Below are 15,653 nucleotides of genomic sequence, written 5' to 3' on the forward strand. Positions count from 1 at the left end.
CGACAAGCCCGAGCGGCTGCCCGCGAAGGAGACCTGGCGCGCCCTCTACCGGCACTTCCGGCCGCACCGCGGTGTCGTCGCCCTCGGCGCCTTCCTGACGCTGATCGGCTCGGCGACCGGGCTCGCGCAGCCGCTCGCCGCCAAGTCGCTGGTGGACCGCCTCGGCGGCGACGAGTCCATCACCGGAATCCTGGTGCTGCTGACCGCGCTCGTGGTGCTCGGCACCGCGATCGAGTCGGTCGGCGCGTACGTCCTCGAGCGCACCGCGGAGTCCGTGGTGCTCGCCGCCCGGCGCACCCTCATCGGACGGCTGCTGCGGCTGCGCCTCGCCGAGGTCGAGCGCACCCAGCCGGGCGACCTGATGTCCCGCGTCACCTCGGACACCACGCTGCTGCGGGCGGTGACGACGCAGTCCGTGGTCTCGGCGGCCTCCGGCGGGCTCACCTTCCTCGCGACGATCGTGATGATGGGGCTGATGGACCCGGTGCTGCTCGGCGTCACGCTGGGCGTGATCGTGGTGATCGGCGGCGCGGTGGCCCTGGTGATGCCGAAGATCGCGCAGGCGACGCAGCGCGCGCAGGAGGCGGTCGGCACGATCTCCACCGCCCTGGAGCGGGCGTTCGGCGCCTTCCGCACGCTGAAGGCATCCGGCGCCGAACAGCGCGAGGCGGCCGCGGTGGAGGCCGCCGCCGAGGAGGCCTGGCGGCACGGCGTGCGGTCGGCGAAGTGGCAGTCCGTGGCGTGGAGTTCGGTCGGCCTCGCGGTGCAGGTGTCGTTCCTCGCGGTGCTCGGCATCGGCGGCGCGCGGGTCGCGTCGGGCGCGATCTCGGTGTCCACCCTGGTGGCGTACCTGCTCTTCCTCTTCTACCTGATCGACCCGGTCTCGCGCCTGGTCGAGTCCGCCTCGCAGTACCAGGTGGGCTCGGCGGCGATCGCCCGGATCGTGCAGGCCGAACGACTGGAGACGGAAGGGACGGACCCTGCGGGCGGGCCCGGCCGGTCCCGTCCGGCGGAAGGCGCGGCCTCCGTCGCCTTCGACGACGTGACCTTCCGCTACCGCGACGACCTCGCACACGTGCACCACGGCGTGACCTTCGACGTGCCGGGTCCCGGCACGACCGCGTTCGTCGGTCCTTCGGGGGCGGGCAAGACCACGGTCTTCGCGCTGATCGAGCGGTTCTACGAGGTGACGGGCGGCCGGGTCCTGGTCGACGGCAGGGACGTACGGGAGTGGCCGCTGGCCGAACTGCGCGCGGCCATCGGGTACGTGGAACAGGACGCCCCCGTCCTCGCGGGCACCCTGCGCGAGAACCTCCTGTTCGCCACGCCCGACGCCACCGACGCCGAGATGCGCGAAGTCCTGGCCCGGGCCCGGCTCGACACCGTCGTGGAGCGGCTGCCCGACGGTCTCGACACCGTGGTCGGCCACCGGGGCTCCAAGCTCTCCGGCGGCGAACGCCAGCGGGTGGCCATCGCCCGCGCCCTGCTCAGGAAGCCCCGCCTGCTGCTGCTCGACGAGGCGACCTCGCAGCTCGACGCGGTCAACGAACTCGCCCTGCGGGACGTGGTGGCCGAAGTGGCCCGCGAGGTCACCGTCCTGGTCGTCGCGCACCGCCTGTCGACGGTGACGCTGGCCGACCGGATCGTGGTCATGGACGCGGGGCGGGTACGCGCCGTCGGCACGCACGCCGAGCTCGTCGCGGCGGACCCGCTGTACGGCGAGCTGGCCGCCACCCAGTTCCTCGCGACGTCCGCATGAGCGGCGGCCCGCCGCCCCCACGGCCCGCCCCGTCCCGGGAGGCCGCCGCCCGCCGCACGGCGCCGCCCGCCATCGGCAGCCTCTGGTTCGTGCCGAGCACGCTGCAGGACGTGGTCTACGGTGACGACATGACGCGCCCGAGCCTCCGCGCGGTCCACGACCGCTTCGCCGACCGAATCATCGACCAGACGGCCCGGTTGACCTCGACCGTCGTCGGCGCCGACGCCTCCACACCCGTCCCCGGCTGCCCCGGCTGGACCCTCGCCCACCTGCTGCGGCACGTCGGCGGCACGCACCGCTGGGCCGAGACCGTGGTGCGCACCCGCGCCACCGGACCGGTGCCGGACGACGAGGTCAACCTCGTCACGCCCGCGGCCGACGACGACATCCCCGCGCTGTCGGCCTGGCTCGCCGAGGGCGCGGCCCGGTTCGCGGCCACGCTGAAGGAGGCGGGTCCGGACGTCGCGGTCTGGACCGTCGCCCCGGGCGGCACCCCGCTGTTCTGGGCCCGCCGCATGACGTACGAGACGGTCGTCCACCGCTTCGACGCGACGGCCGCCGTCGGCGGGACCTACACGCTCGACGCGGACGTCGCCCGCGACGGCCTCGACGAATGGATCGAGCTCAGCACCCTGCCCCAGGCCTACGAGTCGGCGGACGCCCACCGCGCGCTGCTCGGCCCCGACCGCACGCTCCACCTCCACGCGACCGACGACCCCGAGGGGACGGGGGAGTGGCTGATCGACCTCACCGGGGCGCCGATGACGTGGACGCACGGCCACCGCAAGGCGACCGCGGCGGTGCGCGGCCCGCTCGCGGACCTGCTGCTCCTCCTGTACCGGCGCCGTACCGCGACCCCGGCCGACGGCATCGAAGTCCTCGGCGACGAGCGGCTGTTCACCGACTGGGCGTGGAGCGCGGGGGCCTGGCTGCGCCGGTGAGGCGGGATGGCGTCCGGCGCCGGGCGCCCGTTGTTACGGTGACCGCATGTCATCCGTACTCGTGGTGGGCCACGACCCCGCAGCCCTCTCCGGCGCCGACGCCGAGGCCGTCCTCGCCTCCCTGGACAAGGAGTTGGTCCGGTTCGGGGAGCGAGGCATCGAGGCCGCGGTCGCCCTCGTGTCGTGCGCGCCGGGGGCGGAGGCGACCCTGGTCACGGCGCTTGCCGAGCACCCCTGGGACGTCGTGGTCGTCGGCGGTGGCATCCGCAAGACGGAGCAGCTGCTCCCGCTGTTCGAGCGGATCGTGAACCTGATCCGCCGTCATGCGCCGCAGGCGGCCGTCGCGTTCAACAGCGGCGTCGACGACAGCGTCGCGGCGGCGGAACGCTGGCTCTGAGCCGAGACGGCACCCGGCGGGCCGCGCCCGGGCGGCCCCGGCGCGAGGAGCCGGTGGGCTATGCGGGCTGTCCCTCCACGAACAGCAGCCGCATGTCGATCGCCGACTCGCGCACGGCCTTCGCCTTCGTGTACTCGGGCGAGGTGTACCACTCCTTGAGCCGCGCCATGTCGGGGAACTCCACGACGGCCACGATCCGGGACGCGGGCCACGACCCCTCCGCGGCCTCCGGCACGGCGCCCTCGATCAGATAGCGCCCGCCGTACCGGCGCACCGACGGCTCCGCCAGCGTCCGGTACGCGCCGGCGCGCTCCATGTCCAGCACCTCGGCGTCGACGATCACGTAAGCGGGCATGCGGTCTCCGTTCGGGTTGCCGCAGTCGACGTGGGGCCGGGGCCGACGTGGCGTCGTGCGGTGAAGGAAGAGGACACGCCGCATGCTCATGGACCGGCGTGGAGCCGACGTCGAGGGACGGTGGGAATCCGGTCAAGGCGCCCTGCCCCGCCGACGGCCGTGGTCCGTCGCCTGTTCCGTCGCCGCGAGGGCATCGGGCGGCCCGTGGGCGGACGGCGCCGCCTCAGGTCGCGTACGGGCGTGCCGTCTTGCCGTCCCGCAGCGTGCGGCCCCACCAGTCGAGCTGGTCGAGCATCGTCTTGGCGGCGGTCTCCGGGCCCGTCGGGTCGGTCGGCTCGCCGGACGCGTCGAAGCAGTCCCACACCCCGTGGAAGCTGACGGTGTCGCGGACCGTCACCGCGTGCAGCTCCGCGAAGACCTGCCGCAGGTGCTCGACGGCCCGCAGCCCGCCCGAGAGACCGCCGTAGCTGACGAACCCCACCGGCTTGGCCCGCCACTGCGTGTAGTGCCAGTCGATCGCGGTCTTCAACGAGGCGGGGAAACTGTGGTTGTACTCGGGGGTGATGACCACGAACGCGTCGGCGGCCTCCAGGCGCGGTGACAGCGCGCCGACCTCCGGGCCCGGTTGCCGCGACAGCGCGTCCGGCAGGCGGGCCTCGGCGAGGTCGACCACGTCGACGTCCACGTCCGGGCGCTGGGCGGCGAGTCCGGTGAACCAGTCGGCGATGGTCGGCGCGAACCGCCCCTCCCGGGTGCTCGCCACGACGACGGCCACCTTGAGCCGCTCCTCGCCGCCCTCGCCGCGTCCCGTGCCGAACCGCTCGCCGGTCGTCGTCCGCCGGGTGTCACTCATGTCTGCCTCCTGGTCTCGGTGCCGCGTCCTTCGACACCGACGACGCTACGGAGCCGGCCTCCGCCACCACATCTGTCGCACGACCGGGATCGGTACCGGCGCAAGGACTAGGCCGACCGGCGGAGTTCGCACCCGCCGTCCGGCAGAGGCGCGAGGGGACCGGTCCCCGTACGGTCGGGCGCGGGACGGACGCGGAGCGTCAGGTGCGGGTCACCGGTTCCGTGTACTCCGGCGTGCGCCCGGGCAGGTAGCTCCGGGAGGGCCCCGGCAGGGCACGCCACGGCAGGAGGAGTCGGACATCATGGGACAGGACACGGCCCGGGACTGGGAGTTCACCGACGACCGGGACCACCTGGTGAGGACCGCACGCAGGCCGTCCCGGCCGGTCGCCTACCTGCCCACCGGCGCGGCCCTGCACGACCACGGCATACGCCCGGCCGGGGTCTTCGGCTCCGCGCACGACGACCCGGCGATGCCGGACCCCGCCAAGGCGGGCGGCCTGCCCCTCGCGGACCTCCCGTACTTCGGCGCGGGTCCCGCCCTCGACCTGGACGCGCTCCTGGCCGCGGAACCCGACCTGGTGGTCGCCCTCAGCTACGGCGGCGGACAGGTCTACGGCATCGACCCGGAGGCCGCCAAGCATCTGGAGGAACAGGTCCCGCTGATCGTCCTCGACGTCGGCGGCGGTCGCAGCATCGCCGGGATCAGGGACCGCCTCACCGCCCTCGCGCGCAGCCTGGGCGCGGCCGAGCAGCCCGAGGCCGAGGCCGAACTGGCCGCATCGGAGCGCCGGTTGACCGAGGCGGCCGCCGGACCCGTACGACCGCGCGTGCTGGCGCTCTCCCCGGCCGGGCCCGACTCCGTCCACCTGGCGCGCCCCTTCGCCTGGCCCGACCTCGCCGCGCTCTCCGCGTTCGGCGTCGGCCTGGTGGACCCGGCGCCCGGGCAGGGTGCCAACTGGGCCACGACGACCTGGGCGGAGGCGGCCGGTCTCGAACCGGACCTCGCCCTCGTCGACGTCCGCAGCAACGCCGGCCCCCTGGGTGACGCCCTGGGCCCCGGCGTGCCCACCCTGCCCTGGAACCCCGAACTGCCGCCCAGCGCACAGGAACACACCCGCTTCCACACGGCCGTCGCCGCATTCCTCGAGGCCGTCCAGCTCTGACCGCGGGACGGGGTGGATCACCGGCCGCGTACCGTTGGCGCATGACCCGACTGGAGCACATCACCGAGCGCGCCCTGTGGGACGCGGCCCGCGAGAAGGGCACGTACGAGTTCTCGACGCGTGGCAAGACGCTGGGCGAGGTGGGCTTCATCCACCTCTCCCTGCCCGAACAGCTGCGCGGCGTGGCCGAGTTCCTCTACGGGGACTACGCGGGCCCGGACGAGCTGGTGGTCCTCGGCATCGACAGCGCGCGCCTGACCGCGCCGGTGCGCTTCGAGGCCGTGCCGCCCGGCGGCGTCGAGTTCCCGCACCTCTACGGCCCGCTGCCGGTGGACGCGGTGATCGAGGTGACCCCGTGGCCGACCGCGTGACCGGCCGACCCGCCGTCGCACGGCTCCCCGACGATGTCGTGCTGATGGCGGACCCGCGCGTGGCGGCGATCCCGGTCCGCGAGTGCGGGGAACGGCTCGTCGACGTACGGCGGCCGGGCGGCGCGGCGGCCGGACGGGGCGGCCGGGGCCTGCTGGTCGACGCCCGGAAGCAGGAGGGGTCCGACGCCCGGTTCACGCTGGTGCGCGAGGGCGTCCTGCACCGCCTGCTGCGGGCCGAGGCGCTCCTGCCGGACGGGCTGCGGCTGCTGTTCGTGGAGGGCTACCGCCCGCCGTGGCTGCAGCGCCGCTACTTCGAGGAGTACGCGGAGCAGCTGCGCGCCCTCCACCCCGACCGGCAGGACGCCGAGATCCATGTCGCCGCCAGCCGCTACGTCTCCCCGCCCGACATCGCCCCGCACAGCGCCGGGGCCGCCGTCGACCTGACGCTCGCCGACGCCGACGGGCGCGAGCTCGACCTCGGGACCCGGATGAACGCGGACCCGGAGGAGAGCAGGGGCGCCTGCTACACCGGCGCGGACACCATCGGCGCCGAGGCGCGCGCCCACCGCACGATCCTCGGCACCGCCCTCACGCAGGCGGGCCTGGTCAACTACCCGACGGAATGGTGGCACTGGTCGTACGGCGACCGCTACTGGGCGCTCTCCTCGGGGGCGTCGTCCGCGCGGTACGGGCCGTGGGAGCAGCCGTCCGCCGCTGCCGGGTCCTGAGCCGCGTCCGTGAGGTAGTCGTGCAGGTGGGCCGCGCCCTCCAGCATCGCCCGCGCCCGCGCGTCCAGCGTGCTTCCGCGTGCCGCGAGGGCCGAGCGGAGCGCACCGATGCCGCCGCTGCGGCGCAGGTCGTCGAGGACCGGGCGGATCTGCGGGAGCAGATAGTGGCTCTGCCGCAGCAGGTGGACGACGCGGGCGTCGCGGACGTCGGCCGGCAGGTAGGAGCGGTAGTGCGTGACCGGGTCGCGGGCCGGCGTCAGGAGTCCGGCGGCCTCCCAGACCCGCAGGGCCGAGGTCCGCACCCCCAGGTGGGCGGCGACCTCGCCGACGCGCAGCCGGGAGCGGGGCAGGGCGGGGGCGGCGGGGCCGTTCGCCGCGACCGCCTCCAGTGCCTCGCCGGTCGTCCGCAGCGCGTTGCGCTGCTCGTGCAGCGCCGCGTGCCCCGCGTCGACGAGGGCGAGCGCCCCCGGCACGTCCCCGCGGTGCACGGCCCGCATCACCGCCTGGGCGGTGCCCGAGCCGTGGCCGCGCACCAGCGCCCGGTAGGCGAGCAGCGCCTGCCGGTGCCGGGCGTCGAACCTGCGGTACCCGGCGGGCGAGCGCGGGGCGGGCGGCAGGATGCCCGCGTCGGCGTAGTTGCGGATCTGCTGCGGGGAGACGCCGGCCGCGCGCGCGAGGTCGACCGGGCGCAGCGCGGAAGCCTCGCACGCCCGCACGGGGCTGCCCGCCCCCGCGTCCTGTCGGCTCATCGGGGGCCTTCCGGGGGCAGGGGTCCGGCGCCGTCGTGCGAGCCGACGGCAGGGGCCGGAGAGGGCTGTTCCGCATCGCGTCGAAGCCTATAAGGCCCTCCCACGGCCCGCGCACACCTGGGCGCACGCCGTCGCCCGCCCCTCCGGGCCGAGGGGCGGGCGACGGCGGAAGGCGGGCGGGGTCAGTGGTGGCGCAGCGCGTCGATCAGCTCGGACTTGGTCATCCTGGACCGGCCGTCGATGCCGACCTTCTTCGCCTCGCGGTAGAGGTCTTCCTTGGAACGGTCCTCGTACGTCCCGGCCTTGCCGCCCTTGCGGCCGGTGGCGGAGCGCGAACCGCCGGAGTCGTTGGCGATGCGGGCCGCCTTCTCCTTGCTGGCGCCCTCACGGCGCAGCGCCTGGTAGGTCTTCTCGTCCTTGATCTGTGCCCTGGGCACGACGATCACCCGTTTCCGGTCGGAGGTGCACCTTGTCCTTCATGCGTACCCCGCCGTGCGGACTTCTGCCATCCGAATCGGTGCCGGGCGGCCGCGCGCGGAGTCACCCGCCCAGGAGGGTGTTCAGCCGGGCCGCCTGGCGGGTCAGGTAGTCGCGTTCGGGGAGGGTGGGCGCCTTGCGCGCGGCCTCGGCGTACAGGCGCGCGGCCGTCGGCAGGTCGCCGTCGCGCTCGAGGAGGTACGCGGTCGCCGCGGTGTGCCGGGGCAGCGAGCCGTCCAGGGACGCGAGCGCGGCGAGCCCGGCGCGCGGACCGTCGGCCTCGCCGAGGGCGACCGCGCGGTTGAGGCGCACGACCGGGCTGTCGGTCAGGCGCGCGAGCTCGTCGTACCACTCGACGATCTGCACCCAGTCGGTCTCCTCGGCGGTGCGCGCGTCGGCGTGCAGGGCCGCGACGGCGGCCTGGGCCTGGAACTCGCCGAGCCGGTCGCGGGCGAGGGCCGCCTGGAGGATCGTGACGCCCTCGGCGATCATCCGCGTGTCCCAGCGGCCCCGGTCCTGCTCGGCGAGCGGCACCAGCGCACCGTCCGCCGCGGTCCGGCCGGCCCGCCGCGCGTGGTGGAGCAGCATCAGGGCGAGCAGCCCGGCCACTTCGGGGTGGTCGATCGCGGCCGCGAGCCGCCGGGTCAGCCGGATGGCCTCGGCGGCGAGGTCGACGTCGCCGGAGTAGCCCTCGTTGAATACGAGGTACAGGACGCGCAGCACGGTCGCGACGTCGCCGGGCCGGTCGAACCGCACGTCGGACACGGTCCGTTTGGCCCGGCTGATGCGCTGCGCCATCGTCGCCTCGGGCACCAGATAGGCGCGCGCGATCTGGCGGGTGGTGAGCCCGCCGACGGCCCGCAGCGTGAGGGCCACGGCGGACGACGGCGTCAGCGACGGGTGGGCGCACAGGAAGTAGAGCTGCAGCGTGTCGTCCACGGCGGGCACGGGGCCGGCCGCCGGCTCGTCGTCGAGCACGCTCTCGCGCCGGCGGCGGGCGGTGTCCGCCCGGGTCGCGTCGAGGAACTTCCGCCACGCCGCGGTGACCAGCCAGCCCTTCGCGTCCCGGGGCGGGTCGGCGGGCCACACGCGGAGCGCCTCGACCAGCGCGTCCTGCACCGCGTCCTCGGCCGCCGCGAAGTCGGCCCCGCGGCGGACGAGGATGCCGAGCACGCCCGGCGTGAGGCTTCTCAGCAGGGCCTCGTCCATCGGGGAGGTCACTCCGTGATGGTGGTGTGCTCGGCGGTCAGGAACGGGCGCAGTTCCAGCCACTCGTGGATCGGCCTGCCGCCCGCGCCGGGCGCGGCCGACAGCTCCCCGGCCAGCTCGACGGCGCGTTCGTAGCTGTCGACGTCGATCACCATCCAGCCCGCGATCACGTCCTTGGTCTCGGCGAACGGACCGTCGGTGACCGGCGGGCGCCCCTCGCCGTCGTACCGCACGAACGTTCCCTCGGGGGCCAGCGCCTGGCTGTCGACGAACTCGCCGCTCTTCTCCAGGCGGGCGGCGAAGTCGTTCATGTACTGGACGTGCGCGGAGATCTCTTCGGGCGTCCACTGGTCCATGGGTGCGTCGTTGACCGCGGCCGGGGCGCCCCGGTAGTGCTTGAGCAGCAGGTACTTGGCCATGATGTGCGTTCTCCTCGGTCCTCGGGCGGCCCATTGTGGCCGCTCGTGCCCCGGGGACGGAGCCCGAAGCCGATTCTCGACATCACCGGTCGGCCGTCGTCGGCGCGACGGCCCGGCGGGCGTCCCGTCACTCCCCGGCGTCGAGGGCCGCGGCCACCGCGTCCATCACCCACTGCCAGTGCGCCCGCCGGTGCTCGCGCTCCTCCGCGTCGGCCATCCGCTCCTGGTGGAAGCCGAGGACGGTCTTGTCGCCGTCGCCCGCCGGCGTGGTCGTGACCTGGACGGTCGTCGTGCCGTGGGTGACCCGGATGCGCTCGCCCGGGCGGTAGCCGCGCACCTCGCCGGTGACGCCCGCGTCCGTCCGGTACGGCGTGCCCGGCTCGGGCGTGAGCTCGGCGCCGGGACCCAGCCACAGCGCGATGCCGTCGGGTCCGCTGACGAAGTCCCAGACGGCGGACGGCGGGTGGGGCAGGGTGCGGGTCACGCCGATCTGCCAGCCGGCGTCCTTGGTGAGTCCGGTGGGCATGGTGATCACCTTTCCTCGGAACGCCGCGCGCGCAGCGTCCTCACCTTGTTGCGGTTGCCGCAGTGCTCCATCGAGCACCAGCGGCGTCGGCCCGGACGTGAGGTGTCCACGTACACGAGTGCGCAGTCGCCCGCGGAGCACACCCGCACGCGGCGGGCGAACGGTCCGGTCAGCAGGTCCACGGCGTCGCGCGCGACCGTGGCGAGCAGCGCGGTCCCGTCGGCCGTGCCGGACCAGGACCGCGTGCCGCCGGGGCCGATGGCGGGGGCCAGCGGGGCGTGGGCCGCCGCGGCGTTGACGGTGGCGATGTCCGCGGGGTCGGCCGGGTCGCCCAGCGCGCGGGCGGTGGCCGCGCGGAACAGTGCGTCGCGCAGCGCGCGGGCGTCCGTGACCTCCGCGTCGGACACGGCCAGGACGGGCGTCGGGGCCAGCCGCGACCGCTCGGCCCAGGCGGCCAGGTCGCCCGGCGCGTGCAGTGTCTCGAACCGCCGGAACTCGCCGGGACCGCCGGTGGTGAGCAGCTCCAGGCAGAGCGCGCCCGGGTCGAAGCGGTAGGTCGACCCGCTGAAGGAGCGCATCAGGATGCCGGGGGACGGGGAGGCGCCGGACACCACGGCATCGGACACCACGGCATCGGGCACCACGGACTGTTCCATGTAACCACCATAAGCGGTTACCCGCGGGGCCGTCGGGGGAGTCCTAGACTCTCGGCATGCCCGACACCCTGCTGACGCAGCTCAGCGCCGGAAAGTACCTCCTCGTCAGCAGCTACCGGAAGGACGGCACCGCCGTGCCGACCCCCGTCTGGGTCGTCCCGGACGGCGACGCGCTCGGCATCTGGACGCCCGGCGTCTCCTGGAAGGTGAAGCGGATCCGCAGGCGCGCCGACGTGCTGGTCGGGCCCTGCGACCGGCGGGGCAACCCGACGGGCGAGCAGGTGCCCGCCACCGCAGAGATCTGCGAGCCGGACGTCACCGCCCGCTACCGCACGCTCATCCTGCACAAGTACGGCGTGGTCGGCTTCCTCACGCTCTTCGGCAGCCGGATGCGCCGCGGCCTCAAGGGCACGGTCGGCATCCGCATCACCCTCACGCCCTGACGCCGGGCGTGACCTCGGCCCGGAAGGCGGCGACCGCCTCGCGGGCGTGCCGCAGCCCCATCCGGTCGAAGTCGGCCTCCAGCACGGCCAGTTCGGCGAGGGTCTCCCGGGGCTGCGCGCCGAGCCGCGCACGGCACTTGGCCAGGCCGAGCCGGGACAGGGCGGTGCCGCGCGGCTCCCGCATGGCCGTGAACTCGTCGAGCGCGACGGCGTACGTCTCGCGCGCCGCCGCGTACCGCCCGGCGCGGTACAGGACGTTGCCGCGCATCTTGTGGTTGTAGGCGAGGGCACTCGCCAGGTCCATCGCCCGGCACACGGCCTCCGCCTCCGACAGGAGTGCCAGCGCCCGGTCCGGCTCGCCCCGCAGCGAGAGCACGTCGGCCACGCCCCGCAGCGACCAGGCACGCCCCCGGGCGTCGTCCGCGGCGGCGGCGATCCTGACCGACTCCTCGAACAGCTCCAGGGCCTTGGCGTGCTCGCCGGAGTTGCGGTGCATCTGCGCCATCCCGGTCATCGCCCACACCATGTGCCGCGCCTCGCCGTGCGCACGCCCCTGGGCGAGCAGCTCTTCGTGGAGCGCGGCGACGGCCGCGTAGTCGCCCTGGATGCGGCCCGTCTCGGCGAGGCCCGCGAGCGCGTAGCCGCGGGCCAGCCGGTCGCCGCTGCCCGCGGCCAGCTCGACCGAGTGCGCCAGGAGCCGCCGGGCGAGGCGCAGCGCGCCGCACTGTCTGGCCAGGGTGCCGCCGCTCCACAGCGCCCAGGCCATCGCTCCGCCGTCCCCGGCGGCGCGGGCGCTGCGGTAGCTCTGCCGCCATGCCTCGCCCGCCTCGCCGACCCGGCCGAGCCGCCGGCTCGCCTCGGCCAGGGCGAGGGCGGCGCGCGCCCGCTCGGCCGCACCGCCCGCCCGGGAGAGGGCGCGGCCCGCGGTCGCGCGCACGTCCTCGTAGGAGGAGTTGACGGTCAGCTGCGCGCCCAGCTCGCCCTGGTACTCGGGGGCGACTGCCTTGACGTACATGGATCCGAGGCCTCTCGATCGATCAGCGATGTGACGTGATCAAGAAGCTATGAGCCGGGCTCCGGCGGCGAATCCCTCCCGCTGCGGGTCCTCGCGTACGACTCGAGTGCTACGGCGGCGGGCCGTGATCAGCCGAGGGATGTACGGGACGGCTCCGGGGCGCGGACCCGCTCGGTGCGCCGGGGCGCGGGATCAGGACGCGATCCACTCGTTGGCGTTGGCCGGGCTCTCCGGCCGCGCCGGGGGCTCCTCCCCGCCGGTGGCACCGGCGGGGGCCTGGGTGGGGGCGGTCGCCGTCTGGAGCGCCGTGATGCACGCGCCGATGGCCTGCTGGAGGTCCTCCAGGCGGCGCACCATGTCGTCCTCGTAGATGTCGTCGATGTCGTCCACGTCGTCGAACGTCAGCTCCTCGAAGACCTTGGTGGCCTTCTGCAGGCTGCTGTAGAACTTCGCACGCCGCTCCTGCACCCGCAGCTCCGGGTTGCTCTGCACGGTCTGCGCGACCAGGTCACGGACCGTGTCGTACGCCTCGCGCGCCCACTCGCCGGACTCCTCGCCGTCGTCCAGCTCGTCGATGAGGGACAGGTGGCGCTCGGCCTCCTCGCGCAGCTCGGCGGGGGCGTCGATCATCTGGCCCGCGGGGGTCTTGACCTGGCCCTTCTCCACGATCTGGCGGACGTAGTCGACCCGGTCGCCCGCCTTGGCCTCGGCCGCCACGGCCTTCTTGAGGTCGTCGGCGCGGACGATGTCGCGGACCAGCTCGGTGCGCAGCGCCGGGTCCTCGTCGATGCGGTCCATCAGCGCCTTGCGGGCCGCCTCGGCCGTGCCGGGGTCGGCGAGGATCGCGGCCCGCAGCGCGGTGGGGTTCTCGGCGACCTCCAGGGCCTTGGTGGGGCGGATGCCCTCGGCCTCGGCCGCCTCGGTGATGGCCTCGCCCCGCTGGCTGAGCGCGCTGGAGCGGGAGGCGTAGTACGTCAACCAGACGTCGGCGTCGGGCAGTTCCACGTCCATGCCGGGGGAGAGCGCCTCGAAGTGCGGGACCATCCCGTCGTCGGCGGCCTTGTCCCAGGCCTTGTAGTAGCGCATGACGCGGTCGGCCGAGCAGCCCGCGAGCTCGGCGAACTCCTTGGCCGAGATCTTCGGCGTCTCGCCCGCGCCCTGCCCGCCGGGCCGCACGCTGCGGGCGACCTTGAGACCGAAGGCCCAGCCGCCGGTGCGGGCGTAGGCCCCGAAGTCCCGGGCGTCCCGGGCGACGGCCTCGGCGGCCGCGGGATCCCCGGCATCGACGGCGACCGCCGGGGCGGGGACCGTCTCCGCGGCGACGGCTTCGGCGGACTCCGTGGCATCCTCGGACGGGACGATGGCGACAGTCACAGATGTTCTCCTGGGTGTCACAGGCGTACGAAGGTTGACGCGATACTTTATCGCTCCTATTGGGATGTTTTGTGCGCGAGTTGGTGTGCCGCGCCCCGGGGAACGCACGTGCGGTCCCGGGGCCGCCCCCTGCCCGGTGACCGCGGGTCCGGGGCCGCGGTCCTTCGTGCCGGACGGCGTCACTCGCATAGGCTGCCCGGATGAGCATTCTGGATGACGCCCGACCGGGCATGAACCCCGAGATCCGGCCGCAGGACGACCTCTTCGGACACGTCAACGGCAGCTGGCTGGACACCGAGAAGATCCCCGAGGACCGCTCCAGCTGGGGTCCCTTCGTGCAGCTGGCCGACACCGCGGAGCAGCAGGTCAAGACGATCATCCAGGAACTGGCGGCGGAGGCGTCGGCCGATCCGGCCGCGGCCTCCGAGGACGCGCGGAAGATCGCCGCGCTGTACGCCTCCTTCATGGACGAGGAGACCATCGCCGCGCGGGGCCTGGCCCCCGCGCAGCCGCTGATCGACGAGGTCCTCGCGCTGCGGGACACCCGCGAGCTGGCCGCCTTCCTCGGCCGCTTCGAGCGGATCGGCGGCTCCGGCCTCTTCGGCTCCTACATCGACTCGGACGACCGGAACTCCGACCGCTACCTCTTCAACGTCCTCCAGGGCGGCCTCGGCCTGCCCGACGAGTCGTACTACCGGGAGGAGAAGTTCGCCGAGATCCGCGAGAAGTACCTCGGCCACCTCACCGAGCTGCTCGCCCTCGGCAACCACGCGGACCCCGCCGCCGCCGCGCGGACCGTCCTCGACCTGGAGACGCGGCTGGCCGCCGGGCACTGGGAGCGCGCCGAGACCCGCGACGTCCTCAAGACGTACAACCTCACGACCCTGGACGAACTGGTCGCGCTGGCGCCGGAGTTCGACTGGCGGGGCTATGCCGCCGCGCTGGGCGGCTCGGACGCCACCATCGCCGAGACCTGCGTCCGCCAGCCGTCCTACCTGACGCACCTCTCCGGGGTCCTGGCCGAGGTGCCGATCGAGCAGTGGCGGGACTGGACGCTGGTGCGCGTGCTGCGTGCCTGCGCGCCGTACCTGTCGGACGCCTTCGTGCGGAACAACTTCGAGTTCTACGGCCGCACCCTCAACGGCACCCCGGAGCTGCGCGCCCGCTGGAAGCGCGCCGTCGCCTTCGTCGAGGGCTCCGTGGGCGAGGCGGTCGGCAAGCAGTACGTCGCGCGGCACTTCCCGCCGTCCTCCAAGGCGATGATGGACGACCTCGTCGCCAACCTCCTGGAGGCCTACCGCCAGTCCATCGAGCGCCTGGACTGGATGACCGACGAGACGAAGGAGCGGGCCTACGAGAAGCTCGCCACCTTCCGGCCCAAGATCGGCTACCCCGACACGTTCCGCGACTACTCCGCGCTCCGGGTGACGCCGGACGACCTGCTGGGCAACGCGCAGGCGGCGGCCGCGTTCGAGTCCGACCGCGAGCTCGCCAAGATCGGCTCGCCGGTCGACCGCGACGAGTGGTTCATGCTCCCGCAGACCGTCAACGCCTACTACAACCCGGGCACCAACGAGATCTGCTTCCCCGCGGGCATCCTGCAGAAGCCGTTCTTCTCGCCCGACGCCGACCCGGCGGAGAACTACGGCGGCATCGGCGCGGTCATCGGCCACGAGATTGGCCACGGCTTCGATGACCAGGGCGCGCAGTACGACGGCGCGGGCAACCTCAACGACTGGTGGACGGCGGCCGACAAGACCGCCTTCGAGGCCAAGTCGAAGGCGCTCGTGAAGCAGTACGACGCCTTCTCGCCGCGCAACCTCCCCGGCGAGTTCGTCAACGGCTCGCTCACCGTCGGCGAGAACATCGGCGACCTGGGCGGTCTGACCATCGGGCACACCGCGTACCTGATCGCCCTGGACGGTGCGCCGATGCCCGAGAGCGACGGCACGACCGGCTCGCAGCGGCTCTTCATGAACTGGGCGTACTGCTGGCGCACCAAGCGCCGCAAGGAGCAGGAGCAGCAGTACCTCACGATCGACCCGCACTCGCCGCCGGAGTTCCGCGCCAACATCGTCCGCAACCTCGACGAGTTCCACGAGGCGTTCGGCACGGTGGCGGGCGACGGGCTGTGGCTCGACCGGGCGGAGCGCGTGCGGATCTGGTGATCCGCGGGGCGCCGCGGGCTCCCCGGCCCGCGGCGCCCGCACCGGCGC

18 protein-coding genes are annotated in these 15,653 nt (G+C 74.2%); 8 read left to right on the forward strand and 10 right to left on the reverse strand.

The window, feature by feature from the left end:
• The first annotated feature begins 16 nt into the window (after positions 1–16).
• The 3 genes from ACFYXE_RS10745 to ACFYXE_RS10755 are packed head-to-tail and all read left to right on the forward strand — an operon-like array spanning position 17 to position 3,097.
• A complete protein-coding gene (locus ACFYXE_RS10745; RefSeq protein ID WP_389311432.1) occupies positions 17–1,759 on the forward strand; it encodes an ABC transporter ATP-binding protein in 1,743 nt (580 codons plus the stop codon).
• Positions 1,756–2,700, forward strand: coding sequence for a maleylpyruvate isomerase family mycothiol-dependent enzyme (locus ACFYXE_RS10750; protein WP_389311073.1), 945 nt, complete (start codon positions 1,756–1,758; stop codon positions 2,698–2,700). The genes ACFYXE_RS10745 and ACFYXE_RS10750 overlap by 4 nt, the downstream gene beginning before the upstream one ends.
• Positions 2,701–2,746: 46 nt before the next feature.
• On the forward strand, positions 2,747–3,097 hold the full coding sequence (locus ACFYXE_RS10755) for a hypothetical protein (protein ID WP_389311075.1): 351 nt from the start codon (positions 2,747–2,749) through the stop codon (positions 3,095–3,097).
• Between the two features lie 58 nt (positions 3,098–3,155).
• On the opposite strand, the gene ACFYXE_RS10760 is transcribed toward ACFYXE_RS10755, so the two are convergent.
• Both ACFYXE_RS10760 and ACFYXE_RS10765 read right to left on the reverse strand, forming a co-directional pair.
• Positions 3,156–3,452: a DUF1330 domain-containing protein gene (locus tag ACFYXE_RS10760; protein WP_389311077.1), complete on the reverse strand. Its 297-nt coding sequence runs from the start codon at positions 3,450–3,452 to the stop codon at positions 3,156–3,158.
• A 223-nt stretch (positions 3,453–3,675) separates the two neighbouring features.
• Complete coding sequence (locus tag ACFYXE_RS10765; RefSeq protein ID WP_389311078.1) at positions 3,676–4,305, reverse strand: NADPH-dependent FMN reductase; 630 nt, start codon at positions 4,303–4,305, stop codon at positions 3,676–3,678.
• A 301-nt stretch (positions 4,306–4,606) separates the two neighbouring features.
• On the opposite strand from ACFYXE_RS10765, the gene ACFYXE_RS10770 reads away from it, so the two are divergent.
• From ACFYXE_RS10770 to ACFYXE_RS10780, 3 genes are read left to right on the forward strand one after another with little or no spacing between them, the layout of a single operon-like run.
• Positions 4,607–5,470, forward strand: a complete 864-nt coding sequence (locus ACFYXE_RS10770; protein ID WP_389311079.1) for an ABC transporter substrate-binding protein — start codon at positions 4,607–4,609, stop codon at positions 5,468–5,470.
• 41 nt (positions 5,471–5,511) lie between these two features.
• The gene (locus ACFYXE_RS10775; RefSeq protein WP_389311081.1) at positions 5,512–5,841 is read left to right on the forward strand and encodes a DUF952 domain-containing protein; all 330 of its coding nucleotides are present in this window, start codon (positions 5,512–5,514) and stop codon (positions 5,839–5,841) included.
• Between the two features lie 44 nt (positions 5,842–5,885).
• The gene (locus tag ACFYXE_RS10780) at positions 5,886–6,569 is read left to right on the forward strand and encodes a M15 family metallopeptidase (RefSeq protein WP_389311434.1); all 684 of its coding nucleotides are present in this window, start codon (positions 5,886–5,888) and stop codon (positions 6,567–6,569) included.
• Here ACFYXE_RS10780 and ACFYXE_RS10785 read toward each other — a convergent pair.
• The 6 genes from ACFYXE_RS10785 to ACFYXE_RS10810 form a co-directional block, all read right to left on the reverse strand.
• Positions 6,491–7,318, reverse strand: a complete 828-nt coding sequence (locus ACFYXE_RS10785; protein ID WP_389311083.1) for a MerR family transcriptional regulator — start codon at positions 7,316–7,318, stop codon at positions 6,491–6,493. The genes ACFYXE_RS10780 and ACFYXE_RS10785 overlap by 79 nt on opposite strands.
• Positions 7,319–7,500: 182 nt before the next feature.
• On the reverse strand, positions 7,501–7,755 hold the full coding sequence (locus ACFYXE_RS10790) for a Rho termination factor N-terminal domain-containing protein (RefSeq protein WP_389311085.1): 255 nt from the start codon (positions 7,753–7,755) through the stop codon (positions 7,501–7,503).
• A gap of 103 nt (positions 7,756–7,858) precedes the next feature.
• The gene (locus ACFYXE_RS10795) at positions 7,859–9,004 is read right to left on the reverse strand and encodes an RNA polymerase sigma factor (RefSeq protein WP_389311436.1); all 1,146 of its coding nucleotides are present in this window, start codon (positions 9,002–9,004) and stop codon (positions 7,859–7,861) included.
• An 8-nt stretch (positions 9,005–9,012) separates the two neighbouring features.
• Positions 9,013–9,423 (reverse strand): YciI family protein, encoded by a 411-nt coding sequence (locus ACFYXE_RS10800; RefSeq protein WP_361167536.1) that lies wholly within the window; start codon positions 9,421–9,423, stop codon positions 9,013–9,015.
• Between the two features lie 127 nt (positions 9,424–9,550).
• The gene (locus tag ACFYXE_RS10805) at positions 9,551–9,949 is read right to left on the reverse strand and encodes an SRPBCC domain-containing protein (RefSeq protein ID WP_361167533.1); all 399 of its coding nucleotides are present in this window, start codon (positions 9,947–9,949) and stop codon (positions 9,551–9,553) included.
• 5 nt (positions 9,950–9,954) lie between these two features.
• A complete protein-coding gene (locus tag ACFYXE_RS10810) occupies positions 9,955–10,527 on the reverse strand; it encodes a CGNR zinc finger domain-containing protein (RefSeq protein ID WP_389311438.1) in 573 nt (190 codons plus the stop codon).
• A 134-nt stretch (positions 10,528–10,661) separates the two neighbouring features.
• Here ACFYXE_RS10810 and ACFYXE_RS10815 point away from each other — a divergent pair, with 134 nt between their 5' ends.
• Entirely contained in the window at positions 10,662–11,048 is a 387-nt protein-coding gene (locus ACFYXE_RS10815) for a PPOX class F420-dependent oxidoreductase (protein ID WP_361167530.1), read from the forward strand.
• Here ACFYXE_RS10815 and ACFYXE_RS10820 read toward each other — a convergent pair.
• Positions 11,038–12,063 carry a tetratricopeptide repeat protein gene (locus tag ACFYXE_RS10820; protein WP_389311088.1) on the reverse strand — a complete coding sequence of 342 codons (1,026 nt, stop codon included), beginning with the start codon at positions 12,061–12,063 and terminating at the stop codon, positions 11,038–11,040. The genes ACFYXE_RS10815 and ACFYXE_RS10820 overlap by 11 nt on opposite strands.
• Positions 12,064–12,255: 192 nt before the next feature.
• A complete protein-coding gene (locus ACFYXE_RS10825) occupies positions 12,256–13,437 on the reverse strand; it encodes a hypothetical protein (protein WP_389311090.1) in 1,182 nt (393 codons plus the stop codon).
• Positions 13,438–13,637: 200 nt separating this feature from the next.
• Here ACFYXE_RS10825 and ACFYXE_RS10830 point away from each other — a divergent pair, with 200 nt between their 5' ends.
• A complete protein-coding gene (locus tag ACFYXE_RS10830; RefSeq protein WP_361167521.1) occupies positions 13,638–15,605 on the forward strand; it encodes a M13-type metalloendopeptidase in 1,968 nt (655 codons plus the stop codon).
• The last annotated feature ends 48 nt before the right edge of the window (positions 15,606–15,653 follow it).

Origin of the sequence: Streptomyces sp. NPDC002564 (assembly GCF_042889645.1) — a bacterium.
Classification (GTDB): Bacteria; Actinomycetota; Actinomycetes; order Streptomycetales; family Streptomycetaceae; genus Streptomyces.